Source organism: Vibrio sp. SCSIO 43097, assembly GCF_023650755.1.
GTDB classification, from domain to species: Bacteria; Pseudomonadota; Gammaproteobacteria; order Enterobacterales; family Vibrionaceae; genus Vibrio; species Vibrio alginolyticus.
This window is the reverse complement of record NZ_CP071840.1, coordinates 1,145,646-1,172,337: the sequence shown is the minus strand read 5'-3', so window position 1 is coordinate 1,172,337 and position 26,692 is coordinate 1,145,646. Positions and strand designations below refer to the sequence as shown.

22 protein-coding genes are annotated in these 26,692 nt (G+C 43.4%); 8 read left to right on the top strand and 14 right to left on the bottom strand.

The window, feature by feature from the left end; genetic code table 11:
• Positions 1–28: 28 nt before the first annotated feature.
• The 8 genes from J4N40_RS05540 to sohB form a co-directional block, all read right to left on the bottom strand.
• Entirely contained in the window at positions 29–1,867 is a 1,839-nt protein-coding gene (locus tag J4N40_RS05540) for an extracellular solute-binding protein (RefSeq protein WP_017633867.1), read from the bottom strand.
• 499 nt (positions 1,868–2,366) lie between these two features.
• Positions 2,367–3,068 carry an orotidine-5'-phosphate decarboxylase gene (gene pyrF, locus J4N40_RS05535; RefSeq protein ID WP_042523084.1) on the bottom strand — a complete coding sequence of 234 codons (702 nt, stop codon included), beginning with the start codon at positions 3,066–3,068 and terminating at the stop codon, positions 2,367–2,369.
• An 84-nt stretch (positions 3,069–3,152) separates the two neighbouring features.
• Positions 3,153–4,328, bottom strand: a complete 1,176-nt coding sequence (lapB, locus tag J4N40_RS05530; protein ID WP_005376665.1) for a lipopolysaccharide assembly protein LapB — start codon at positions 4,326–4,328, stop codon at positions 3,153–3,155.
• Between the two features lie 18 nt (positions 4,329–4,346).
• A complete protein-coding gene (locus J4N40_RS05525) occupies positions 4,347–4,643 on the bottom strand; it encodes a LapA family protein (protein WP_005376663.1) in 297 nt (98 codons plus the stop codon).
• A gap of 281 nt (positions 4,644–4,924) precedes the next feature.
• Positions 4,925–5,206: an integration host factor subunit beta gene (gene ihfB, locus J4N40_RS05520; protein WP_005385816.1), complete on the bottom strand. Its 282-nt coding sequence runs from the start codon at positions 5,204–5,206 to the stop codon at positions 4,925–4,927.
• A 213-nt stretch (positions 5,207–5,419) separates the two neighbouring features.
• The gene (gene rpsA, locus J4N40_RS05515) at positions 5,420–7,090 is read right to left on the bottom strand and encodes a 30S ribosomal protein S1 (RefSeq protein WP_005385817.1); all 1,671 of its coding nucleotides are present in this window, start codon (positions 7,088–7,090) and stop codon (positions 5,420–5,422) included.
• 110 nt (positions 7,091–7,200) lie between these two features.
• Complete coding sequence (gene cmk, locus J4N40_RS05510) at positions 7,201–7,881, bottom strand: (d)CMP kinase (protein ID WP_053306696.1); 681 nt, start codon at positions 7,879–7,881, stop codon at positions 7,201–7,203.
• Between the two features lie 208 nt (positions 7,882–8,089).
• Positions 8,090–9,151, bottom strand: coding sequence for a protease SohB (gene sohB, locus J4N40_RS05505; protein WP_005385819.1), 1,062 nt, complete (start codon positions 9,149–9,151; stop codon positions 8,090–8,092).
• Between the two features lie 254 nt (positions 9,152–9,405).
• Here sohB and J4N40_RS05500 point away from each other — a divergent pair, with 254 nt between their 5' ends.
• The 4 genes from J4N40_RS05500 to J4N40_RS05485 all read left to right on the top strand — a co-directional run bounded on the left by J4N40_RS05500 (position 9,406) and on the right by J4N40_RS05485 (position 15,484).
• Entirely contained in the window at positions 9,406–10,152 is a 747-nt protein-coding gene (locus J4N40_RS05500; protein WP_005372980.1) for a YciK family oxidoreductase, read from the top strand.
• Positions 10,153–10,281: 129 nt separating this feature from the next.
• Positions 10,282–10,974 carry a translesion DNA synthesis-associated protein ImuA gene (gene imuA, locus J4N40_RS05495; protein WP_186584799.1) on the top strand — a complete coding sequence of 231 codons (693 nt, stop codon included), beginning with the start codon at positions 10,282–10,284 and terminating at the stop codon, positions 10,972–10,974.
• A 4-nt stretch (positions 10,975–10,978) separates the two neighbouring features.
• Positions 10,979–12,382 (top strand): Y-family DNA polymerase, encoded by a 1,404-nt coding sequence (locus J4N40_RS05490; RefSeq protein WP_250654406.1) that lies wholly within the window; start codon positions 10,979–10,981, stop codon positions 12,380–12,382.
• 27 nt (positions 12,383–12,409) lie between these two features.
• Positions 12,410–15,484 carry an error-prone DNA polymerase gene (locus J4N40_RS05485; RefSeq protein WP_250654405.1) on the top strand — a complete coding sequence of 1,025 codons (3,075 nt, stop codon included), beginning with the start codon at positions 12,410–12,412 and terminating at the stop codon, positions 15,482–15,484.
• Positions 15,485–15,556: 72 nt separating this feature from the next.
• Here J4N40_RS05485 and J4N40_RS05480 read toward each other — a convergent pair whose 3' ends face one another.
• Both J4N40_RS05480 and mlc read right to left on the bottom strand, forming a co-directional pair.
• A complete protein-coding gene (locus tag J4N40_RS05480) occupies positions 15,557–16,510 on the bottom strand; it encodes a chemotaxis protein CheV (protein ID WP_005372976.1) in 954 nt (317 codons plus the stop codon).
• Positions 16,511–16,873: 363 nt separating this feature from the next.
• Complete coding sequence (gene mlc / locus J4N40_RS05475) at positions 16,874–18,091, bottom strand: sugar metabolism global transcriptional regulator Mlc (protein WP_005385828.1); 1,218 nt, start codon at positions 18,089–18,091, stop codon at positions 16,874–16,876.
• 410 nt (positions 18,092–18,501) lie between these two features.
• On the opposite strand from mlc, the gene pyk reads away from it, so the two are divergent.
• The gene (gene pyk, locus J4N40_RS05470) at positions 18,502–19,944 is read left to right on the top strand and encodes a pyruvate kinase (RefSeq protein ID WP_250654404.1); all 1,443 of its coding nucleotides are present in this window, start codon (positions 18,502–18,504) and stop codon (positions 19,942–19,944) included.
• Positions 19,945–20,052: 108 nt separating this feature from the next.
• Here pyk and J4N40_RS05465 read toward each other — a convergent pair whose 3' ends face one another.
• Entirely contained in the window at positions 20,053–21,204 is a 1,152-nt protein-coding gene (locus J4N40_RS05465; RefSeq protein WP_005372971.1) for a patatin-like phospholipase family protein, read from the bottom strand.
• 44 nt (positions 21,205–21,248) lie between these two features.
• Entirely contained in the window at positions 21,249–21,341 is a 93-nt protein-coding gene (gene cydH, locus J4N40_RS05460) for a cytochrome bd-I oxidase subunit CydH (RefSeq protein WP_005372970.1), read from the bottom strand.
• Positions 21,342–21,468: 127 nt separating this feature from the next.
• Between cydH and J4N40_RS05455 the strand changes: the two genes are divergently transcribed.
• The 3 genes from J4N40_RS05455 to J4N40_RS05445 all read left to right on the top strand — a co-directional run bounded on the left by J4N40_RS05455 (position 21,469) and on the right by J4N40_RS05445 (position 24,187).
• The gene (locus J4N40_RS05455) at positions 21,469–22,059 is read left to right on the top strand and encodes an outer membrane protein (RefSeq protein WP_005372968.1); all 591 of its coding nucleotides are present in this window, start codon (positions 21,469–21,471) and stop codon (positions 22,057–22,059) included.
• 569 nt (positions 22,060–22,628) lie between these two features.
• Positions 22,629–24,095 (top strand): sodium-dependent transporter, encoded by a 1,467-nt coding sequence (locus J4N40_RS05450; RefSeq protein ID WP_054574792.1) that lies wholly within the window; start codon positions 22,629–22,631, stop codon positions 24,093–24,095.
• Complete coding sequence (locus J4N40_RS05445) at positions 24,092–24,187, top strand: MetS family NSS transporter small subunit (protein WP_005372963.1); 96 nt, start codon at positions 24,092–24,094, stop codon at positions 24,185–24,187. The genes J4N40_RS05450 and J4N40_RS05445 overlap by 4 nt, the downstream gene beginning before the upstream one ends.
• 63 nt (positions 24,188–24,250) lie before the next feature.
• Here J4N40_RS05445 and J4N40_RS05440 read toward each other — a convergent pair whose 3' ends face one another.
• Complete coding sequence (locus J4N40_RS05440; RefSeq protein WP_005372960.1) at positions 24,251–24,652, bottom strand: hypothetical protein; 402 nt, start codon at positions 24,650–24,652, stop codon at positions 24,251–24,253.
• 212 nt (positions 24,653–24,864) lie between these two features.
• Entirely contained in the window at positions 24,865–26,295 is a 1,431-nt protein-coding gene (ptsG, locus tag J4N40_RS05435) for a PTS glucose transporter subunit IIBC (RefSeq protein ID WP_176311091.1), read from the bottom strand.
• Positions 26,296–26,692: the final 397 nt, after the last annotated feature.

Sequence of the window (26,692 nt, the reverse complement as noted above, 5' to 3'; positions counted from 1 at the left end):
GCTATCATTTTCTATCTAAACTACTGATTTACAATTTGTAACGATCATCAATTACCGTTAATTCTGGGAAGGTTTTACCCTCGTCCATCGCTTCTTCTGTCTCTTCTTTTACTTGGTTATCAATCCAGAAATTACCGATATCCATTGGATGAAGCACCCATTCTGTCGCTTTTGTCATGCCGTTTTTAGGAATTTTAACCCAGCGCCAATGAGCAACTCGAGAATAAGGCACCATGTAGCCAGGAACGATGATGTTCGCTTTGCTGACATAGTTTTGGATTTGATGCGACAAGTCGTAACGCTTCTCCTGATCAAACTCAGAATCATACGCTTCAATTAACTTGTCTAGCTCAGGGCTGCTGTAGTTGGTGTGAGCATTCGTTTGTGGTCGATTTGCATTATCCGAGTGTAGGTATTCCCAATACGCAGGGATCTCACCAGAGCCCATATTCAAAAACGCTAGCTGATGCTTTTTCTCAAGAATGTATTTAAACGCAGATGAGCCATCCACCAAATTTAACGTGAACTCAAGACCAGCAAGTTTCGCTTGCTCTTTCAGGTATGCAATACGCGGTGTCCAAGAGTTGTATCCATAGGTGATAGCAAAGCTCAAGCGTTGGCCCTTGTCGTTAACACGAATACCATCTGCGCCCACTTTGTCAAAGCCCGCTTTTTCGAAGTGTTTAACCGCCGCATCAGCATCAAACTTTGGCGGTGTATTGTTAGGATCATCGTATTCGCCATGACCAAAGCCGAGTCCATGCGGTTTACGTGAATAATCTCCACGCATGATGTTTTCAATCATGCCGTCATAGTCAGTGGCTGCCATAACACCTTTACGCACTTCTAGGTTATCCAACATCGGCATCGCTGTGTTCATCCAAAGACCACCAGCTCCTTGCGGTGCTTCGTTAAAGCCCCAGTACTTTTGGATATAGCCTTTTTTGTACACATCACTATTGGTTTTGTCATGCCAAAAGCTTGGTAGCACCATCTCAAAGTAGTCTAAGTTGCCTTTCTCAAAGTGCTTCATGGCAATATCAGGATCGCGAATTACCTTAATGCGAACCTTTTCAACGTTATAACGGTTTTTATAGTAGCGGTTGTTGTATCCCCACCAATCTTCACCGACATGTTTGAATGTCACGCTCTTACCTTTCTTCACTTGATCAATGTAGTAAGGCGCTGCGGTTGGCTCAGATTTAAAGTTAAACTTTCTGACGAAGTTATCAGGCATGCCATCGTTATTTGCGTCCTTTTCTCCTTCAAAGAAGTGTTCAGGACGAGGCTGAAAACCATTACTTGGCATGTTAATCATAACCATAAGTGAGTCATGACTTTGAGCTACAGCAAGATTGACTTTGATCGTGTAGTCATCAATTTTTTCAACACTCACAATACTGTTTGTGAAGAAGTCGTTATACCACGGGTCGATAATGTCTTTTGACGTGTAGTACTTCATCATAAAGACGTAATCATCTGCTGTAATTTTTTCACCATCTGACCACTCGGCCGTTTCGTCGAGTTTAAAGAATACGGTTTTGTTGTCCTCTCCAAATGCCCATGACTTAGCAAGTTGAGGGATCCATTTGCCAGTATTTGGATGACGCTGAGCCAGTTTTGGTGAACCATCCATTAAGTATTGGCGCAAACCTGAGTTCGCATCTGGACCAACACTTCGTAATGTTTGCGGAAAGCTCTGAATGTAAGTGCGATAGGTGCCACCTCGTACCGCCTCTTCAGAGGCAAATAGAGGTTCGTTGTTGTTTGAAATCCATTCGATATCAGCTGGCAATTCTGCCGCACTCAGTTGAAAACTGGCAGCGGTCAGTGTTGCTAGTACTGAAAATGGCAGTTTTTTAGTCATGTTTCTTCCTTGTTGTGTTTGCGCACTAAGGTCGTAACAAGGAAGACAGCGTGTGAAAGCTCACAGAAAGCTGCGATTTAAAATACGCAGATAGGAAATAATAGGAACGTAATATGAAGTGACGTCCTGCCAGCTTCTATATTAATTTCAAAGAGTTTCACTAGGTCATCCTAGACCTTACAACGCAGTGAATGCATCTTCGCCATAGTATTCTTTAGATATTTGTAACGCAAGCCATCAATAACACATGATTGCATTTTCGAGGCATCACAGTGAGTTATGTTACAAAAGTGTGATCAGCATAGTACCAAGCCCTACTTTACTCAGAATAAACCGCAGAACCTTTATCTCAATTGGCCCCGATATACCAGTTACAGCGAGTAAATGATCAGACATAGCTGGTTAAAAGGAATGGCTGTTTACCGCGATCAGTATTTTCACTCGATATAAAAAGTGAGGCATCTTAGCCTCACTTTTCTCCATACAATCGAGACAGTGCTTACATTTTAGATAAGCTCTCATTGATCGACTTCAGCACTTCTGCAGGATTTGACGCTTTAGTGATAGGGCGACCAATCACAAGATAATCTGAACCTGATTGGATAGCGTCTACTGGCGTCATGATACGGCGTTGGTCACCTTGTTCTGAACCAGCAGGTCGAATACCAGGGGTCACTAATTTAAATTCTTGGCCTAGTTCGCTCTTCAGTAGTGAGGACTCTTGCGCTGAACATACGACACCATCTAAGCCCGCGTTTTTGGTCAAGGTTGCTAGACGAATCACTTGCTCCTGAGGCGCAACATTCAAACCAATACCAGCTAAATCACTTTGTTCCATACTGGTTAGTACCGTTACACCGATAAGAAGTGGACGATCTTTACCATATGGCTCAAGAATTTCACGTGATGCCGTCATCATACGCTCACCACCGCTCGCGTGTACGTTCACCATCCATACACCCATTTCAGCCGCAGCGCGAACTGCTTTCGAACAGGTGTTTGGAATATCGTGAAATTTTAAATCTAGGAATACCGAGAAACCACGTTTATGGAGTTCACGTACAAAATCAGGACCAAATAGCGTAAACATCTCCTTGCCAACTTTTAGTCGGCATGACGCAGGATCAATTCTATCTACAAACGCAAGTGCATCTGCTTGGTTATCATAATCCAGTGCGACAATAACTTTTTGGTCGATCATTTCATCTCCTAACTGTTTTGGTTCTTATTAAATAAAAAGTTAAAAAAATGCAGCGGACAGAAACTCTGCCAGCTGCATTAAGAATTATTCACCATCCAATCCGCGGATTGGCTTGATCGTCCCCCATCCTTTACAGGACGGACAATGCCAATAAAGGGAATGGGTAGAAAATCCACACTTCCGGCATCGGTAATGCGGTTTCACTTTTAACTGTTCACCCACCATCGCTTGTAGTGTTGATAGGCTGTCTTTCGCTCGACCATCTTCTGCTTCTGCAATGTGGTAGTCAATTAAACGGTAGAAGCCCTTCATGGTTGGGTTTTTCAGCAATTGTTTCGTCAGTAACTCTTGAGCAGCCCCAACGTTCTCGTGATGAGCAACTAATTGAGCCAACATCAACTCGGCTGATACGCCTGCTTTCTTATCAATACAAGCTCTCAGAAACTCGACAAGTTCATCTTCCTGACCCAGATGATGATAGCATTCTGCAATAGTTGGCAAGACATCACTGATAAAGTCTTTATCTTGCTCAAGTACCCCCGTCAGATATTTGATGGTGTGCTTATAGTCTTCAGACTCTAGGTAAATTCGTCCCAAAGCAATACTTGCTCGAACACACTTCGGGTCTTCCGCTAACGCTTTTTTAAAATGCTGTATTGCCTTATTAGTATTCCCATCAGCTTGGTCGAGCATGGCTATTTCACACCAAAAATGGGCAATATTTGCACGCATCCTTGAGCGTTTATTACCTAACTTAGCCAATTGGTTCGCGTAATAAATCGCCTTTTCCCATTCTCGTGTTTGCTGATAAATGGTCACTAATTGTTGAAGAGCCGCCTCTTTGTAATCTGGCTCTTCGACTAACTGTTCAAAGATTTTCTCTGCACGATCAAGAAAACCAGAGACCATGTAGTCTTTCGCTAACTGTTGAAGGGCGAGGTTCTTTTGGTCCAGTGTTAAGCCTGAACGAGAAATAAGATTTTGGTGAATTCTGATTGCGCGGTCGACTTCACCACGAGACCGGAACAGGTTACCCAACGCAAGGTGAGTATCGATGGTCTCGTTATCAACTTGGAGCAATTCAATAAAGTGATCGACAGCCTTATCTGATTGGTCAGAGAGCAGCAGATTAAGACCCGTCATATACTGACGAGAGATTTGATGAGATTGCTTCTGCTTGTCTTGCTGAGCGCTGCGATGCCCCATATACCAGCCATACGCAGCAGCTATAGGCAACAACAAGAAGAGTAGTTCAAGCATTAAAGTTAAGCCTTATCCTTATGCCTGTTTTTCAATGGCTGGCTTATCAGCAGCGTTGTTTGATTCAGTTGGTTCGTACTTTTTCAGTTTTTTCTTTAAACGACGGACCTGTAGCTGAGTTTTCAGTTGGATGCTACCAAAGATAACCCACGCTAAAGCAAAGCCAACCACAAATACTACACCTAATAGCGTAGATAAGTGGAACTCTCCTTTTGCTAGAAGATAGTTAAAAGTCACGAGCTCTTGGTTTTGGGAACCTAACGCCAATGCAATTAAAAAGAGAGCTAAAACAGCAACGATTTTTATAATTTTCATGTTACATCACCCTTCTAGGAGTAAGTCGGTAAGATTATGCAGGAAAATGCTTCTTCAGACTACGTATATTAGCAATAATCTATACCCAAGTAACCTCAAGATGCTTAGTTTGTAGACATGCTTAGAAGTTAAAGTTATTTGGGTATAGAAAGCAGCAAGGAAAACGGCTGAATCCACAATTAGATTAGTAAACGATCTTGGATGTATGACTAACTTGGATACATTACAAAAAAGCGGCATACACAAACGTATGCCGCTTTTTTCAAACTAATAAGAGTGCATTAACCAATATTTACACGCTCACGAAGTTCTTTACCAGGTTTGAAATGTGGAACGTATTTACCTTCCAATTCCACTTTATCGCCCGTTTTAGGGTTACGACCTACGCGAGGCTCGCGGTAATGAAGAGAAAAACTACCAAAGCCACGGATCTCGATACGGTCACCGCTCTCTAGTGTAGAGGCCATGTGCTCTAAAATATCTTTTACAGCATCCTCTACCTCTTTCGCTGATAAGTGTGTTTGCTCAGCGCAGAGTCTTTCAATCAGTTCAGACTTAGTCATAGTTGCCCTCTTTGAGTATCTTTATCACTTATTATAGTAAGTAATACTAATTCCAACAAACACTTGCTGACAATTCTAGACAAATTTTATGCAAAATGCGCAATGAAGAAATGCCTTTTATTAAGATAGTTTACTGTCATTAGTATTACTACTTAAATATGACCAAATATAAAAAAGGAGCCTTGCGGCTCCTTTTTTGCTTAAGCGAGTATATTATTCGCCTTTAGCAGCTTTGAAAGCGTCAGCCATTGCGTTACCGAATGCATTGTCATCTTGCTTGTTGATAGATGCCATTGCTTCTTGCTCGTCAGCTTCGTCTTTAGCTTTGATAGATAGGTTGATTACGCGGTTCTTACGGTCTACACCTGTGAACTTCGCTTCAACAACATCACCAGCGCTTAGGATTAGAGAAGCATCTTCTACGCGATCGCGTGATACTTCAGAAGCACGGATGTAACCTTCAACGCCTTCTGCGATTTCAACAGTAGCGCCTTTAGCGTCAACAGCAGTTACAGTAGCGTTAACTAGAACACCTTTCTTGTTGTCAGCAACGTAAGCATTGAATGGGTCATTTTCCATTTGCTTGATGCCTAGAGAGATGCGCTCACGCTCAGCGTCTACTGCTAGAACAACTGCAGAGATCTCGTCGCCTTTCTTGTACTCACGTACAGCTTCTTCGCCAGCAACATTCCAAGAAATGTCAGATAGGTGAACTAGACCGTCGATGCCGCCTTCTAGACCGATGAAGATACCGAAGTCAGTGATAGACTTGATCTTACCAGTAACTTTGTCGCCTTTAGCTTGTGCTTCAGCGAATGACTGCCATGGGTTAGCTTTACACTGTTTCAGACCTAGAGAGATACGACGACGTTCTTCGTCGATTTCAAGAACCATAACCTCAACTTCGTCGCCAACATTAACAACTTTAGAAGGGTGGATGTTCTTGTTAGTCCAATCCATTTCTGAAACGTGAACTAGACCTTCAACGCCTTCTTCGATTTCAACGAAGCAGCCGTAGTCAGTTAGGTTAGTTACGCGACCAGTTAGTTTGTGACCTTCTGGGTAACGCTTAGCGATTGCTACCCATGGATCTTCGCCTAGTTGCTTAAGACCTAGTGATACGCGAGTACGCTCACGGTCGAACTTAAGAACTTTAACTTGGATCTCGTCACCAACGTTAACGATTTCAGATGGGTGCTTAACGCGCTTCCAAGCCATATCAGTGATATGTAGAAGACCGTCAACGCCACCTAGGTCAACGAACGCACCGTAGTCAGTAAGGTTCTTAACGATACCTTTAACTTCAGAACCTTCTTGTAGAGTTTCTAGAAGCTCGTCACGCTCAACGCTGTTCTCTGATTCGATAACTGCACGACGTGAAACAACTACGTTGTTACGTTTTTGGTCAAGTTTGATAACTTTGAACTCTAGCTCTTTGTTTTCTAGGTGAGCAGTGTCGCGGATTGGACGTACGTCTACTAGAGAGCCAGGAAGGAAAGCACGGATACCGTTTAGTTCAACAGTGAAACCGCCTTTAACTTTACCGTTGATGATACCAACAACAGTTTCAGCTTCTTCGTAAGCTTTCTCAAGTACGATCCAAGCTTCGTGACGCTTAGCTTTCTCACGAGAAAGTTGAGTTTCACCGAAACCATCTTCAACAGCGTCTAGAGCTACGTCTACTTCAGCGCCAACTTCTACTTCAAGTTCGCCAGCAGCGTTCTTGAACTGTTCAGCAGGGATAGCAGATTCAGACTTAAGACCAGCGTCAACAAGAACGAAACCGTTCTCGATAGCTACTACAGTACCTTTAACGATGCTGCCTTGTTGGAATTCTGTTTCGTTTAGAAACTCTTCAAAGAGTTGAGCAAAAGATTCAGTCATTTAATTAATCTTCAATAAATTAAACTTCCACGGGTATCCTACCGCATGGGGTTATTAAATTCGCCAGTCATCATCCTTGCGACCAACGCTCTTAGCCTAGTCGAGTATTATTACTCAGCTAGCTTCGATTCGATATATTGTAGTGCCTTTTCTACTACTTCGTCGATACTCATCGACGTAGAATCTAGCACAAGCGCATCCTCAGCAGGGCGTAATGGCGCCACTGGGCGGTTACGATCTCGGTCGTCACGCTCTTGGATCTCGCTTAAAAGGTCAGCAAATCTAACATCTAACCCTTTCTCTTGCAACTGTTTAAGGCGTCGATTTGCACGCTCTTCAGCACTCGCATCAAGGAAGATTTTTGCTTGCGCACTCGGGAATACAATTGTGCCCATATCACGACCATCAGCAACCAGACCCGGAGCGGTCTCAAATGCACGCTGACGACGTAGTAATGCTTCACGAACACGTGGCAAAGCCGCAACTTTAGATGCTGCCATACCCGTTTCTTCTTTACGAAGCTCCCCTGACACGTCTTCGCCTTCTAGAATGACCTTAACTAAGTCACCTTCCGCGATAAATTGAACGTCTAGGTGTGTTGCTAGTGGGACAAGAGCATCTTCTGACTCGGTGTCGACACCGTGGTGAATCGCAGCGAGTGCAAGTACACGATAAATTGCGCCAGAATCTAAGAGTTGGAAACCCAACTTTTTCGCCAGCAACATACATAAAGTGCCTTTACCTGCACCACTAGGTCCATCTACGGTTACAACCGGAGTTTGAGAGGACATGTTCTTCTCCACCAATAGTTTCTTTTCAGCAATTTGCTCGGTTTTCGAGGCGCACATTATACGGGTAATCAGTCTTTGGAGCGAGGAAAAATGTCGTGTAAAGCATTACACCTAATGCGTAATTGGATTCATCAATAAACATAAAGTTCAACAAAAACGGCGAGAGCTTCTGCCCTCGCCGTTTTAAATGTCATGAACTTAAGCTCGATTAAACAATCGGCTTTTGACCACGCTCAGCTAACTTTAAAATCACACTATCAGCGACTTTACCCGCCACACCTGCTAGCTTGTCGGCCAGTTTTTTCTTTTGTACATAATGCACAGAAAGTACAGTTTTATCTTTGCATGCCGCAACAACGATATCATCAGATGTACTAATGTCATCCACCAAACCAAGCTCTTTCGCTTGTGTACCGAACCAGTGCTCACCAGTGGCTACTTTGTCTAGGTCCAAACTAGGGCGACGCTCACGAATGAAGTCTTTAAACAAGACATGTGTTTCTTCAAGTTCTTGCTTAAACTTATCGCGCGCTTTATCGGTATTCTCACCGAACATCGTTAGCGTGCGTTTATATTCACCCGCTGTTAGTTGTTCGTACTCAATGTCATGTTTCTTCAACAGTTTGTTGAAGTTAGGAATTTGTGCGATAACGCCAATAGAACCCACAATTGCAAATGGTGCAGAAACAATTTTATCTGCTACACATGCCATCATGTAACCGCCACTTGCCGCAACTTTGTCAACAGAGATGGTCAGAGGAAGACCCGCAGCTTTGATTCGGTCCAGTTGAGAAGAGGCAAGGCCGTAACCATGAACCATACCACCGCCAGACTCTAAGCGAAGTAACACTTCATCACCTTCACGTGCGACAGCCAAAATAGCGGTGATTTCTTCACGTAGAGACGCGACTTCTTTTGCGTCTATGCTACCGTTGAAATCAAGAACAAATAGGTGTGGTTCACGCTTGCTATCTAATGAACCGTCTTTGCTCGCTTGTTTGATTTCTTTCTCGCGAGATTTGTTCTTCTCTTTTTCTTCTTTCTTGACGGCTTTATCTCGAGCCTTGATGAAAGCATCGTCATGCAAATGATGCTCTAACTGCTCAACAGATTGTTTGTGTTGCTCTGAAAGGTTGGTAATCTCTAACTCCCCTTTCGCCGCACCCGATTTGCCACCAGCCGATTTTGCAATAATGAGCAGAACAATTATCGCAGCAACCACCGTGATAATTTTGGCCAGAAACAGACCATAATCTAATAAAAATTCCAACGAGAGCTCCTTTATCTCATTTCAGATGACGTTAGTATGTTACGCAGAAACATCAGCGAGAAGGCAGCGCGGTTTGTAACCACTTGTTCTGATTGATAGCATACCTAACGAAAGTTCTGGAATTGGTATAACACATGAATTGGTGTATTGTAACCATCTTGTCACGATTACCAAGATTTTCCATTGAGAAACAGGCGTTTTTTAGCGTCAATTAACTATCATGGACCCTCTTAAAATAATAAGGATTTATCGCCGTGAACTACTCCGTTTCAGCTGATGCTCTAAAAGGTAAAGTCATTCTTGTTACTGGCGCTGGTAATGGCATCGGCCGTCAAGCCGCGCTTTCTTATGCCGAGCACGGTGCAACTGTTATTCTCTTGGGTAGAAATGTGCAAAACCTTGAATCTATCTATGATGAGATTGAAGCTGCTGGCTATCCACAAGCTGCTATCATTCCATTGGATCTCAAGGGTGCAACTCAGCAGAATTACATTGATATGGCAGAGACAATCGAAGGACAGTTTGGTCGCTTGGATGGTCTATTACACAACGCAGGTGTCTTGAGTTCGCTGTGTCCATTTGATCAAATCAAAGAGGAAGACTTCGACGATATCATGCAGATCAACGTGAAAGCCGAAGTGCTAATGACTCAAGCATTACTGCCTGTGATGCGTAAATCAGAAGCTGGGCGTATTATCTTTACCTCTTCAACCGTCGGCCACTCTGGCCGCGCATTCTGGGGGCCATACGCTATCTCTAAGTTTGCCGTAGAAGGCATGATGCAAGTTTTAGCTGACGAGCTGAGTGATACACCGATTCGCGTTAACGCAATTAACCCTGGTGCCACTCGTACTCGCATGCGTGAAAAAGCATATCCGGGTGAAGATGCGAATACTCTCAAAACGCCACTGGATATCATGCCGCTATATTTGCACTTAATGGATCCTGCGGTTACCGATGTGAACGGTCAGTGCATCGACGCTCAACCGAAGCGTAAATAACTCATTCAGGTTACCTCACATAATCGATTGAAAAGGCAGCAAACGCTGCCTTTTTTCATTTCTCTCTTCATAAAAATCTTGCGACTTTCTCCCACAGAAATATACTGTACATATATACAGGTATTTATTATGCAAGATATTATTCAGAACTTAAAAAGCCAACACCTTGTTTGGCAAGCAAATTTAACGAAAGCAGATCCTCAGCAGCTGCAGACTAGTTCCGGTTTTTCTGAATTAGATGATTTGCTCGGCGGAGGCTTTCCACCTCATGGCGTAGTGGAGATGGAATCTATTGGTAGTATTGGTGAATTGCGTTTGCTCGCTCCCTATTTAAAAGCCACTCAGACCAATGGTATGACCGCATTTATTCAACCACCTGCGCTAGTGAATTCTCTGTTTTTACACTACATCGGGTTGGATATAAACCAAGTGTGGGTTGTTACTCCAACTCACCCCAAAGATGCTCTTTGGGCTGCAGAGCAATGTCTGAAAAGTGGGGTATGCAGTAATGTTTTGTTATGGCAAGAAGAGCTTGAAATACATCAAGTGAAACGCTTACAGGTAGCAAGTGAACAAGGGAGTTGCCCTCTCTTTATGCTTAAAACAGATACTATCAACCGCTTGTCTTTGCCTGTGTCACTCAGTTTAAAACTGAAAGGCGACGAGCAAGGGATTAATGTTGAAGTGCTGAAAAGGAAAGGAGGCTGGAATAGAGGTAGCGTTAGTATCGGCTTCCAACACCATTACCCGCAACTGGTGAAACCATCATCTGAAACTGTGCACTCGACTGTGGTCAATTTCCCACTGGCGAACCAAGGTTAGTGATATGGCTCTGTGGATTTACTTGCACTTCCCTCGCCTGCAGCTAGACGCACTCTTTGGTGATAACCAAGAACAACCCGTGGTGATTGTCGAAAGCCAACGTTGCCAGATTCTTCAATACAACGAGATTGCCGAACAACAAGGCATTAAGCCTGGTATGGGCCTAGGCAGTGCTGCGTCCTTGTGTCGAGATTTACAAGTGCATCCTTATCATCCGCACACCGAATTGAGCAAGTTACAAGAAATTGCTCAATGGCTGTATTTGATCACATCTGACGTTGTGTTGATGCCAAACCAAGGTATTTTGCTGCGTGCTACTCCAATGCTCGCTCTGTATGAAGGGCTTGAAAACTATTGGAATAAAGTCAGAGCTCACTTATCGGAGCTGAAACTGAGTTTTCAATTCGGATGTGGTTTTTCGCCTTTTGCTGCCAAATTGATGGCATTATCAGGAGCGAACGTCATCAGCGAAGACAAATCTGCCATACAAAAAGCCTTATCACCAATACCGTTAACACTGACAGATTTATCAAACACTACCGTAGAGAAGTTACAACGTGTAGGTGTCACCACATTGCAAAACCTGCTTGAACTGCCATTGCAAGACATCGCACGACGCTTTGATATCGATTTGGTGAACTACGTTGGTCGACTGACTGGGCAGTTTAAACACCCTGTCGACTTTTATCACCCTACCGAATCCTTCCAAGTTTATTTAGAGCTGTTGTTTGAGATCGAAAACGTTCAGTGGATTGAAAAGCCGTTGGCCAAATTACTTCGTCAACTCGAAATCTTTCTTAAATTAAGAGATAAGGTCGCTTTTGAACTGTGTTTAACACTCCACCAGCGTGAGAAACAAGAGCAACACCTTCAACTCACTTCTGCGCAAGGTGATTACCTATGTCAGCGTTGGCAACAGTTAGCGAGTTTGAGCTTAGAGTCACTCTCGCTTAATGGCCCAGTCACAGGGCTAACGTTAAAAGTCATCCGTCAAGGTGAGCCTCTTAGTGCATCACGCGATCTCTTTGCTGGGCAGAAAGGAAACATGAATGCTTTAGAGTTGCTTTCTTTACTGCAAGCTAAATTGGGAAAAAGTGCCGTTTTAAAACCCAATATTGCTTGCGATCCTAGACCAGAAAAGGCCAGTCAGTATCGCCCTGCTGATGCTCCGGATGAAAAGGGGCACGCCATACCATCCATACTACGCCCCGCAATGCAATTACCGACTCCCATTGTATTGCAAGAGCAAGTTTCTTTGGTCCACGGACCTGAGCGAATAGTTTCTGGGTGGTGGGATGGTGATGAGATCATGCGTGATTACTACATTGCACACACCAAGCAAGGCCGCTGGTTATGGATATTTCGCGATCAGCACAAGCACTGGTTTCTTCATGGCTATTTTTGTTAAATCGACAGTTATTTTTGTTGGGTCATTATGAGTTACGCGGAACTATTTTGTCAGTCTAACTTCTCTTTTTTGACTGGGGCTTCTCATGCAGAAGAGCTGGTACTCCAAGCTGCTTTCTATCGCTATCAAGCTCTAGCTATAACGGATGAATGTTCAGTCGCGGGCGTTGTCAAAGCCCATGCGACCATCGAACAACATAAACTCGATATCAAACAAATCGTTGGAAGTATGTTTTGGTTAAATGATGAATGCCAAATCGTACTGCTTTGCCCTTGTCGCAAGGCTTATGCCGAGTTGTGTCGTATCATCACAAACGCAAGGAGACGCAGTGAAAAAGGCAACTATCAACTGTTCGAATGGGATTTGATGTCGGTTCGACATTGTTTGGTATTGTGGCTGCCCACACATCAAGAGAGTGATCACTATTGGGGGCGCTGGCTCAATCAACACCACGCTAATCGTTTGTGGGTAGCGATTCAGCGCCATTTGAGTAACAACGATACTGAGTACATTGCGCACTGCGAGCAGTTAGCACATGAATTTCAATTACCTATAACTGCCTGCGGAGGCGTTCTCATGCATGACGTTGAACGCTTGCCATTACAGCATGTACTTACTGCTATAAAACATGGATGTAGCGTCGATAAACTCGGTTTTGACCGTATTTCGAATACTGAGCGAGCGCTTCGTCCTTTTAAAAAGTTGATTCGGATTTACAAACCAGAATGGCTGGAAGAAAGTACTTACATCGCCGATTTATGCGAGTTTAAGCTCTCCGATTTAAAATACGAATATCCTACCGAGCTGATCCCAGATGGTTATACACCCGACTCTTACTTACGTATGTTGGTCGAACGTGGTAAAAAGCTGCGTTTTCCTGAAGGCGTGCCAGCAGAAGTCAATCAAACCATCGAGAATGAACTGGCGCTTATTCAAGAGCTTAAATACCACTACTACTTCCTTACTATTCACGACATCGTAATGTTTGCGAAACAGCAAGGTATTCTTTACCAAGGGCGAGGTTCCGCTGCAAACTCTGTAGTGTGTTATTGCCTGGAAATTACCGCCGTCGATCCTCGACAAATCGCTGTCTTATTCGAACGATTTATCAGTAAAGAACGTAAGGAACCGCCGGATATTGATGTGGACTTTGAACACGAGCGCCGTGAAGAAGTTATCCAGTATATTTACAAAAAATATGGTCGTGAGCGTGCAGCACTTGCTGCAACAGTGATCAGCTATCGCTTTAAAAGTGCCGTGCGTGAAGTCGGTAAAGCACTAGGGATTGAAGAGACCCAATTAGATTTTTTCATTAAGAACGTTAATCGCCGAGATCGCAGCCAAGGCTGGCAAGCTCAAATTATTGAACTTGGCTTACAACCAGAATCTCTCAAAGGGCAGCAGTTTATCCAATTGGTCAACGAGATCATTGGCTTCCCACGCCATTTATCTCAGCACGTAGGTGGCTTTGTAATTTCATCTGGCCCTTTATATGAGTTGGTACCTGTTGAAAATGCCTCGATGGAAGATCGCACTATCATTCAATGGGATAAAGACGATTTAGAAAGCTTGAAGCTACTAAAAGTCGATGTACTCGCACTCGGCATGTTAAACGCCATCAAAAAGTGCTTTCAACTGGTCGAGAAACATCACCAGCGATCCCTCTCGATTTCCGAGATCACTCGCCGACAAGATGATCCACACGTGTACCGCATGATCCAAAAAGCTGACACGATAGGCGTATTCCAAATTGAATCTCGTGCACAAATGAGCATGCTTCCTCGCCTAAAGCCTGCTTGTTATTACGACTTAGTGATTCAAATTGCAATTGTTCGTCCAGGCCCTATTCAGGGTGATATGGTGCATCCTTTTTTAAAACGACGAGATCACAAAGAGCCTGTCAGTTATCCATCGGAAGAAGTAAAAAGCGTTCTGGAGCGGACTATGGGCGTCCCTATTTTCCAAGAGCAAGTCATCAAGCTAGCCATGGTAGCCGCAGGGTTTAGCGGCGGCGAGGCCGATCAACTCCGTCGAGCGATGGCATCATGGAAAAAGAATGGCGATCTCGCTAAATTCAGACCAAAACTGATCAATGGTATGCAAGAGAGAGGTTATGACTTAGCGTTTGCTGAGCGCATTTTCGATCAGATTTGCGGCTTTGGTGAGTACGGCTTCCCTGAAAGTCATTCAGCGTCTTTCGCAGTGCTGGCATATTGTTCTGCATGGTTAAAATATTATTACCCAGCCGAATTTTACACTGCATTATTGAACAGCCAACCAATGGGATTTTATAGCCCATCGCAATTAGTACAAGATGCTCGCCGACATGGCGTCGAAGTATTGCCGGTGTGCGTCAATCATTCAAAATATCAACATCATCTCGTCTCACGTCCGAATGGCAGGCTCGGCGTGCAACTTGGTTTTCGCTTGGTGAAAGGCTTTAACGCAGAAAGCGCACAAAGGCTTATTGAGCGCAAACCACTTAATGGTTACCGATCGATTCAAGAAGTAAAGCAGATATTAAGAAGCCGAAGTGACATTGAATTATTGGCTTCAGCCAATGCATTTCAGGCCTTATCGGGAAATCGTTATAACGCTCGCTGGGCAGCAATGGATTCCTTATCTGACCTACCATTGTTTCACAAGGTCAAAGAACCCAATGTTAGCTACCAGACTCAACCCTCTGAATATGAAAATTTAATTGAGGATTACGCAAGCACGGGACTATCTCTTAGCCGCCATCCAATTAAATTATTAGAAGAAACGGGCAAACTCCCTCACTTTACCCGCATGAGGCAACTGACAGAGAAACCGCATAAGTCACTGGTCACAGTGGTAGGTGTGGTAACAGGAAGACAATCTCCAGGCACCGCCGCTGGCGTGACATTTTTTACGTTAGAAGATGACACGGGCAACATTAATGTGGTCGTTTGGCAAGCGACAGCACGAGCCCAAAAGCAAGCGTATTTAGGCGCTAAAGTATTAATGGTGAAAGGCATTCTTGAAAAAGAGGGAGAAGTCACACACGTTATTGCTGGCAAGTTGATGGATTGCACGCACTACTTGAACAATCTACAAAGTAAATCTCGGGATTTCCATTAGTACAGAGGAATTAAGGAGAGAAATGTTAAAAATCAGAGAGAGGTGCGCTCCCTCTGATTTCACTAGATCTAATCATGCACTTTTAGAAAGCATCTGGCGTAATCGGTCTTGAGCAACTTCAACCAGCAGATCCGGTTGGAATTTAGATATAAAGCGATCACAGCCTACTTTTTGTACCATGGCTTCATTAAAACTACCGCTCAGAGAAGTGTTCAATGTGATAAACAACTTAGACATACGTGGATCTTGGCGCACTTCATGGGTCAGTTTATAACCGTCCATTTCAGGCATTTCAGCATCCGTAATCATCATCAACAGCTCTTTTTCTACATCTTTACCTTCATCACACCAACGTTTTAAAACCGTTAACGCTTCTAGCCCGTCACGGCACTCGATGATATTCATACCCAATTGAGAAAGCGTATCGCGAACTTGATTACGAGCTGTAGAGGAATCATCCACAATCAGAACATTACGCCCGACCATTGCTTGGGCCAATTCTTGATCGAGAATGTCCTCCGAGATAGTCACGTCGTAATGTACGATCTCTGCTAAAACTTTTTCAACGTCAATAATTTCGACAATTTGAGAGGCATCCCCCTCTTTGATTTGCGTGATAGCCGTGAGGTAATTCGAGCGACCAGACGTGGAAGGAGGCGGCTGAATTTCAGTCCATGCCGTATTAATAATGTTTTTAACCGGACCGACTAAGAAGCCCTGCACCGTGCGGTTGTACTCTGTCACGATCAAATTTTCTTCTTCCGCTTCACCACGTAAAGCAGGAAAACCAATTGCGCCTCGTAAATCAATCACTGGTACCGCTTCACCTCGTAGAGAAGCAACCCCACGAATATTGTAGTGCGATCCAGGGAGCTTGGTTAACGGTGGAAGCTTGATGACCTCTTTCACTTTGAACACATTAATCGCAAATAATTGGCGACTATTTAAAGTGAACAGCAGAAGCTCTAGTCGATTTTCACCAACCAAGTTTGTACGCTGGTCAACCGTATTTAACACTCCGGACATACTACTACCTAAATTATGGATAATTCTTATTTTACTCGAAATCAGTACAGACACAGCAAGGTTATATAACCAAATAACCTTAAAATATTTGGCTTTTCGAGCACAGCTTTAAAGTACAACAGTTTTAGCGTATTACTTCTCTTTGCATCAGACGCAAAGTCACGCAGCACATTGAAAGCCATTTTGTTTATTTACTTGAGCTTTTTAGGAAATTACATGAATGGCGCAGATATAGCAATGCAACATAACTCAAATTCCCATTCTAGTAATAGGCGATCAAAAAGGGTGAGCCGTTAAGTCTCACCCTAAATCACCTACAAATGTAGTCTCAACAGCCAGGCACATCATCATGTTAAAAAGTACTTAACCTTCCACAACCTTCATCAATAGTTGACCATCGTACAACGCTTGCTTAATCAACGCGGCACCAGGCATTGTGGCTTGCTTATAGAAACGAGACTCCACCAGCTCAAGATCTTGGTGATAAACAGGTAAACTCTGCTCTTCGATACAGCGACGAACCGCAGGATAAAGCACATCTTTTGCTTGGTTAATCACACCACCGATCAAGATTTTCTCAGGGTTAAATAAGTTGATCACAATAGCAATTGCAGAGCCTAAGTAGCGTCCAAGTTTTTCAATCACATCGACGGCCAAAGGATCACCGTTTGCAGCGGCTTCACAAATGCTCTCAATACTCATTTCTTCTTGTTTAGCAAGAATAGAGTCTTCGCCATCAGCGATTCGTCTTACGACTTCTTCACGAATTGCTTGAGAACTGGCAACGGTTTCCAAACAGCCAATATTGCCGCAATGACAACGTTTTCCATTTGGGTCAATTTGAATATGCCCGAGTTCACCAATGTTACCGTGACGGCCTTGCAAAACGCGCCCATCCAGAATGATGCCCGCACCTAAACCGTGGTGGATAGAGATAAGAACGGAGTTGTCATTATCTTGAGAATGACCAAAAAGCTTTTCTGCTAATGCCCAAGCTCGCGTGTCATTGGCAATGAAAACTGGCAAGCCTGTTGCTTTGTATATCTCTGGTCCAAGAGCAAGATTTTCGACATTGTAATGAGGCATCTGCAAAACGACACCTTGCTCTGAGTTCACGAGACCAGGCAGCGTAAGGGCAATACTGGTAACCCGATCAAGTTGATCCGCGTAAGTCTGAAAAAATTCATCAATTTCGTAAAGCAGGCGCTCAAGCACATCGTCTTGATCAAGCTCGTGTATCTCGATTTTAGTATCGATTAGTACATCACCGCCTAACTCATGCAAAGCAATGGTTAAATAACCTCGCCCCAAACGCATTGACAAAAATTGCCAGCCTTCATTATTAACCTGCAAACCGACAGCAGGTCGACCACGACTCGTCGCTTCTTGTACTGTCGTTTCATGAATCAAGTGCGCTTCAATTAATTCTCGAGTGATTTTGGTGATACTAGCAGGAGCAAGCTCACTCTGCTTGGACAAATCAATTCGAGAAATAGGACCTTTTAGGTCAATTAGTTTATATACACGACCAGCATTGACCTGTTTGATATGATCAATATGGCCCGGTTGAGCCATGTACATCTTGCACTCCGAAATTCTATAACGGGACAATTTTTTTACTTTGCGAACTAATTGTGAAGTGAATTAATAAATCCCCGTGACAAGCATCACGTATAAACCTGTTTGTTTGTGTATTCAATCAAATAACGAAGAATCTACTCCTGTTAAATTGTTTGAAAAATAACTTATTTTTATTCACTAAATTATGAAGTAGTGCCTTTAAAGCAGCGCATTTTTATCAATAAGGCCATTGCCTGTCGAATATCTGTCTGTTTTACCGGGGTTACTCTTAATGTAAACATTCTGTGCATATACTTATATTCAAGTAGCTTTAAGGTGTGGGCTCAGCAACGAGGCTAACCTTGAGAGCGATTGCGTAAAGTAAGGATAGAGTTCAAGTTACCTTTACACACACATTCATCGGAGAATCTATGACTTCCAAATTAAGACGAACAAAAATTGTCACTACGCTGGGTCCTTCAACGGATAAGGACAATATACTTGAGGAGATCATCAAAGCCGGTGCAAACGTTGTCCGTATGAATTTTTCACATGGAACCAGTGAAGACCACATTCAACGTGCGAACAAAGTCCGTACCATTGCAGCAAGACTTGGGCGTCAGGTTGCAATTCTTGGTGACTTACAAGGCCCTAAAATCCGTGTATCAACGTTTAAAGACGGCCAAGTCATTTTGAATGTGGGCGATAAATTCACATTAGATAGTGATTTACCAAAAGGTGAAGGCAATCAAGAATCTGTAGGGTTAGATTATAAAGAACTACCGCAAGATGTTTCACCAAATGACATTTTATTACTCGATGATGGACGCGTTCAGCTGCAAGTTACCAAAGTAGAGGGTAATAAAGTTCATACCCGTGTGATTGTCGGTGGTCCACTGTCCAACAATAAAGGGATCAACAAAAAAGGCGGCGGATTGTCAGCCGATGCGCTCACAGAGAAAGATAAAGCCGACATTCTTACCGCCGCAGCAATTCAAGTAGACTACCTTGCTATTTCATTCCCGCGTAACGGCGAAGACATGCATTACGCTCGACGCTTAGCCAGAGATGCAGGCCTTGAAGCCATGTTAGTGGCTAAAGTCGAACGAGCAGAAACCGTCGCGACCAATGAGTCTATTGACGACATTATTCTCGCATCCGATGTGGTGATGGTTGCACGTGGTGACCTTGGTGTAGAAATCGGTGACCCTGAGCTCATAGGTGTCCAGAAAAAACTGATTCGCCGCGCACGCAGTTTAAACCGTATCGTGATTACTGCGACACAAATGATGGAGTCCATGATTACTAGCCCAATGCCAACGCGTGCTGAAGTGATGGATGTGGCCAATGCGGTTCTAGACGGCACTGACGCGGTGATGCTTTCTGGAGAGACCGCTGCAGGTAAATATCCTGTAGAAACGGTCAAATCCATGGCCGAAGTATGTGTGGGGGCAGAAAAAATGTCGGAGGCAAGTCTATCAACCTATCGCTTAGATAGAACCTTCGAAACCGCTGAAGAAACCATCGCAATGGCAACCATGTACTCTGCGAATCACATGGAAGGAATTAAAGCGATGATCTCGTTAACTGAGTCCGGCAGGACTGCGTTGATGATGTCTCGCTTAAGCTCTGGCTTGCCAATATTTGCCTTATCACGGAATGAATCGACACTAAATCGAGCAGCATTATACCGAGGCGTGACACCTGTATATTTCGAGTCAAAAAGTGATGCGGGTTTACCAACGGCTCACGCAGCGATTACTAGCCTTAAAGAGCAAGGGTTCTTGCACAAAGGTGATTTAGTCATTATTACTCAAGGCGATGTAATGGATGTTGTTGGCTCAACCAACTGCATGCGCATTCTACAAGCGTAGTCGTTATACCTAACCGGAGTTAACCACAAGAACCCGCAAATAAGGCTCCGAAAATGGAGCCTTATTTATATGCTTTGTATATTGCGCACATCGTGAACGTAAGAAGGTTTATGCACTCTCTCTACCATCAATTTCAACATCCAGCTGGTCATAGAGTTGAACTAGGTTAAACCCAGCTTGAAGCCCAAGTTGATAGTCATGCTCTAGTGACTCTTGGTCACTTAACAAAGAAGAAGAACGAAGTCCCTCTTTAGGCGCAACTTGTAAAATAAAAGTGTCGTCAGGTGGAGCAGATATAAAGGCCTGAGTGAGCTCAAATGTTTGATAATGAATCATCAGCATGTCGGCTAAACCTGAATCAAAATTCTCACCAATCAGATGACTTAAACGATACAAGTTATCGGCACCGAACAACCAACGGCCTCCATTTAACAGCATTTTCCCTGCAAGCTTCGATTGATGTGCTGCATTAATTTTTTGTTGGAAGAACGACGCCCAATCCAGCTTCCACTGATTCACTTTTTGCTGCCATGATTGCTGTACTGAGTTGATAGACTCCCGATACCATTCGACAGGCACATCCCCCACCTCACTTTGGGCTCTCGCTTCAATCTCTGAAAACGGCTCTGTGCGAATGACAATAATGTTGCGAGCATTCTGACGCCACGCTTCTTGAACAGGGATAGAGGCAGACACGCCGCCATCCACAAACTTATTGCCATTTACGTCGACAGGTCCGTGATATAACTTGGGAATCGCACATGTCGCTAGCATAGTGTTAAACCACGAGTCATCCAAGATTGGTAGATATTGATCTGATAGCGTCTCTATATTCGTTACCGCAGCAAACGCCCCTCGTTTTCCCAATGCACTGCGACCTAAATCAAGGTCAAGCTTGTATGGGAAATCTTGAATCCGTTCTAATGCCCACTCTAAACCTAAGTACTGCTGCTTTCGGATATAGCGAAACAGATTAAAAAATTCAGGAGACGTTGTCAGCTCGGTAATAAAAGCTTTGCCCATGCCATGTTGACGACACAAGTAAGAACATAAGTTAAGTGCTCCGGCAGAGGTGCCATAGAATTCATCGAAAGGATCGAAGTTGGAAAGTAAAAAGGCGTCTAAAACGCCAGCGGTAAAAATCCCTCTCTGCCCTCCACCTTGCGTGACTAAAGCAGTTTTACCATGCCTAAAGTGCTCATAAACTTTTACATCAAGCTCTGCATGGCTTTCTGTGATTATACCGCTGTTACGTATCATAGGCTCACGCCGTTTTGTTAAAACGTTTGGTAAAAGTGGTTATCTTAAGCTGTTGTAATAGCAATGATGCCAAATGACAAAAGCACTGCAAAAACAGTCACCACAATGATTAATGCGGATTTTAGATCGTGTTCCATAAACACCTCCTTAATATGTAACAAATTAATAACACCGGTGTGAAATATGTTCAAGATTTGCTTAATTTAGTCGCGCAATTTTGACTAACCCATCACAATTAGCTTAGTCATAATAAGGAGATAGGGCATGAACCAAAAACTCAGCTGGCTAGTAGGAATCATGATGATGAGTACTGCTATCAATGCACAAGCGAATATCATCGTTACACCATACATAGGCTATACAGGAGGCGGCCAAGTAGAGGATGAAAGTGGTAATACATACGATCTCGACCCCGCAGTGAATTACGCTCTTTCAGTCGAGACTCCCTTAGAAAAAGGAAGGATCGGATTGTTTTACTCCAATCAATCGACGGAACTTGAAAAGCTGTCCAACTCGGCAGATATCCATTATCTGCACTTCCAAAGCAGCATGTACTATCCTGTCGCAGAAAAATGGCAAACCTATATCGGTGTAGGTTTGGGCGCTTCTTACGCCGATGTGGATTGGGTAGACAAAAAATACGGATTTTCGGCTAGCGCTTTTGCAGGGCTGGAATATGAATTTTCAAAGAACTTTGCATTAACAGCCCAACTGAGATGGTTAGGAACGGTCGTTGATAACGATACATCTGGCGCCTGTACTCTACCTAATGACGGCTCAAACTGTATCATTAAGTTCGATACTGATTGGATGAACCAATTCCAATCAAATGTCGGTTTTAGTTTCCGCTTCTAATTTTTATGCATGTTCCTTTATAGGACTCGTCACAAAGAACGCTGAACGAGTCCTGCACAGAGCCGATAAAGGATATCGTCTAAACACCATTGTTTGGCAAAGTAACGAAGCATCATCTAGATAGGTGCACAAAAGATAGCCGTACGCCCTAATTAATCAAAATAGTCTTAAACACCAAAGCAATTATTAGATCCCAGTCATTTATTCCAGACAAACAACCACACACCCACATAAAACCACAATCAAACTCAAATTTAACAAGATTAAAACCAGACAACGCATCTGAATTAACATTTAGATTCTATTGCGCTAAGTATTATTAGAAGTTAGTCTGATCAGTGAAAACAGATAAATATTTCAGTTTTATCAAACACACATCAAAATTTTAAGATTAATAATCTACTTTCTCTTACAGTAGCCAGAATATAGCTCTATAAAATTATAAGAAGTTAGAATTAAGGATAGAAAAGCTGATGGATAACAGCGGTCCTTTCTTCCAACTATTTGCGCAATTATTACTGTGTTACGTAGAGAGCTTCATTCCTCAGGGAGTCTTATAGGAGTCAAATATGAAGCGAGAACAATGGGGATCCCGGGCGGGATTCATCTTAGCAGCAGTTGGGTCTGCTATCGGTTTGGGAAACATTTGGCGTTTCCCATACATGGCCTATGAAAACGGTGGCGGCGCATTTTTTATTCCTTACATTTTTGCCATGATCACTGCCGGTATTCCATTTATGATCCTTGAGTTCAGTATGGGACAAAAATACCGAGGCTCGGCACCAAAAACACTTGCGAAAATTCATTCTAAATTTGAATGGCTTGGCTGGTTCCAAGTTGGTGTGGCTGCCGTTATTGCCGTTTACTATGTGGCTGTTATCGGTTGGTCGATTTCTTACTTTGGGTTGTCGTTTACTCAAGGTTGGGGAACCGATACCAACGCATTTTTCTTTAGTGAATACCTAAAGCTAGGTGACAACTCACCAACAGACTTAGGCAGTATTCAATGGAAGATTGCTTTATCCATGGTAATTGCTTGGGCAATTACTTACACCGCCATTGCCAAAGGCGTGAAATCAGGAATTGAACGAGCATCTAAAATTATGATGCCAATCCTATTCTTGATGGTGATTTTCTTAATCGGACGTATGATTTTCTTGCCAGGAGCTCTAGATGGCGTGAACTACATGTTCGAACCCGATTTCAGCAAAATTTGGGATGTTAAAGTATGGGCAGCGGCATATGGTCAGATCTTCTTTACGTTAAGTATCGGCTTCGCCATCATGCTAGCTTACTCTAGCTACCTACCAGAAAAGTCGGACATAACGAATAACGCGTTTATGACCGTGTTGATCAACTGTGGCTTCTCGATCCTAGCCGGCATCATGATCTTCTCAGTATTGGGTTACATGGCTCAAGAGCAAGGTAAGCCGTTAACAGAGGTGGTATCTGCAGGCGTTGGCTTGGCTTTTGTTACTTTACCTGCGGCAATTAACCTACTACCTGCCCCATATATTCTTGGTCCACTGTTCTTCTTTGCACTGGTGGTTGCGGGTCTAAGTTCGCATATTTCAATTATGGAAGCCGTAACTTCAGCCATTATCGACAAGCTGAAGTGGAGCCGTAAAAAAGCTGCAAATGTTGTGATTGGTATTGGCTTCGTTGTCTCTATGGCGTTTGCTACCAATGGCGGTCTGCTGCTACTCGATCTAGTAGACCACTTTGCAAACAACGTTGGCATCATGGTTGGTGGTCTGGTTGAGATTGTCTTGATGGCGTGGCTATTGAAGCGCGTGCCAGAAGTACGTAATTACGTTAACGAGCGCTCTGATTTCTCTGTTGGTCAATGGTTCGAGATCTGCTTACGCTTCGTTACACCAATCATGCTCGCCATTATCTTAGCGACCAAGCTATACGCCCTAACTACTGAAGGCTACGGTGGCTATGATCTAACTTTAGGCTGGGCACTTATCGCCGCACTCTTTATCTTTGGTCTAGTGATCAACGCAGTGAACCGCAAGGAGACAGCAAAATGACAATCAGCGCAATTATTATGATGGTTATTGGTTTAGGTATCACTTGGGGCGGCGCTGCCGTTTGCATCAAGCGAGCCATGGATAAACAATAGCAGTATTGCATTCCAAACAAAAAACGCCGGTATTTACCGGCGTTTTTTTATGTTTCTTTTATTCTAGAAACTGTATTTGATGCCAACGGCGCCGCCAAGCTGCAAGTCAGCACCTTTGTAAAGATCTAGCTCTGGGTGTATTTGACCATAAAGGTCCCAGCCGCGTGATAAATCCCAGTTCACACCAAGTGGTACTCTCACACCAAACTCGTCATCCCATTCATACCAGCCACCAACGCCGACATACCAAGTCACAGGCATGTTTTGATCGAATGTTCCACGCTTAGCGATGTAATCAAACGCCATACCATCGTTTCCGATAATGCCACGATATTTGTTATCTAACTCTACAACAACACTTAATTGTTGATCGACAGCCATACCAACTGATAGATCCGTTGGTTCGCTTGCCGCCATTGCCGTACTAGAAACTAGTCCCAAAACTAAAATGAATTTGTTCTTCATACACGTTATCAATTATTCAAAAAAACATTATTCGCTATTCAAACATAATGGCATATCAATATGTCAACGATGGGTAAGCTCGATGTATGAAAAAGCTGACAAAAGTAAAGATGAGTTTAGGATCACACTAAAAAGGAACTGTCAGTTAATAAAATAGGAACTAAAAAAGGAGGCCGAAGCCTCCTTTTATGCATTACTATGAATGACTGCGATTAACCGTGGTTACGAATCCACTCATCCATTTCAGTTTTTAGGTTATCTGACTTAGTACCGAAGATAGCCTGTACACCACCAGCTACAACTACAACACCAGCAGCGCCTAGTTGTTTTAGCTTGTCTTGGTCAACAGCTGCTGTATCTGCAACTGCTACACGTAGACGTGTGATACATGCATCTAGACCAGTAATGTTAGCTTTACCGCCAAACGCTGCAACCAGTTCACCGCCCATATCAGAGCCAGAAGCTACAGCTGCACTTTCCGTTTCATCTTCACGGCCAGGTGTTTTTAGGTCAAGCGCTGTGATTACACCACGGAACACTACGTAGTAAATTACTGCGTAAACTAGACCAACGGCAATCATTAGCACCATCTTCTGAGCGTTACCAGATAGAACTAGGAAGTCGATCAGACCGTGAGAGAAAGAAGTACCGTGTACAAAGCCTAGAGTGTTCGAAACGATGTATGCAGAACCAGCTAGTAGAGCGTGGATACCGTATAGTAGTGGAGCAACGAATAGGAATGAGAATTCGATTGGCTCAGTAATACCAGTTAGGAATGAAGTCAGTGCAGCTGACGCCATGATACCCATTACTTTTGCACGGTTTTCTGGTTTAGCACAATGAGCAATTGCGATTGCTGCAGCTGGTAGACCGAACATCTTGAACATGTAACCACCCGCTAGCTGACCGAAGCCATTACCAGCAGCACGAGATGCTTCATCAGCAACTAGGTAACAAGTTAGTACACCATTTTGAGCTTCACCGGCAGCGTTAACACAAGAACCTGCTTCGAAGAAGAACGGTACGTTCCATACGTGGTGTAGACCGAATGGGATTAGAGAACGCTCAACAACACCGTAGATACCGAATGCTAGCTGTGGGTTTTGGTGTGCAGCCCAATCAGAGAATGCAGAAATTGCACCGCCAATTGGTGGCCAGATAACAGAAAGGATAACACCTAGGATGATCGCAGCAAAACCAGTGATGATTGGCACTGCGCGCTTACCAGCGAAGAAGCCAAGGTACTCTGGAAGTTGGATTTTGAAGAAACGGTTGAATGCCCAAGCAGCCACACCACCGACAAGGATACCACCTAGTACACCTGTATCGATTTTCTCAACACCCATAACGCCCGCCATTACACCTAGCGTTGCCGTCATGATGCCGTAACCAACGATAGCTGCAAGACCTGCAACACCGTCGTTGTTAGTGAAGCCTAGAGCTACACCTACTGCAAATAGAAGTGCCATTTGGCCGAATACTGAACCACCAGCTTGTTCCATAAGATTAGAAACGATCTCTGGAATAAAGCTTAGATGGGCAGCACCCACACCTAATAAAATACCTGCAACTGGTAAAACTGATACTGGAAGCATCAGAGCCTTACCAACTTTTTGCAGGTTAGCAAAAAGGTTCTTAAACATGTTTATGCTCCTGATAAATTTATAAGTATTATTTGGGCACTAACGGCACACCCCCGTAGCCTAAAGGTTAGCACCCAATGAAAATGTAACCACAACTGCATTATATTTTCCGGCTCTAAATATATATTGATGACCCTCAAACTTTCCACACAGTTACGAAATTTAGTTTCAAAACAAGTCTTGGATCACACCCAAAAACAGCCGATGAAAAGGTTTGCATTGCACTTATATTACTGTTTTATAAAGAATTAATTATTTATATAATTAATTTTAAGGCGTAAATAAAATACGCCCCAATGTTATTTTTAGTAACAAAATTACATTTGTGATTTTTGAATGTTATTAAATCAACATTTTTAGTAAACATTAAACTCGTGAGCGTATCTGTTGTTTTTAT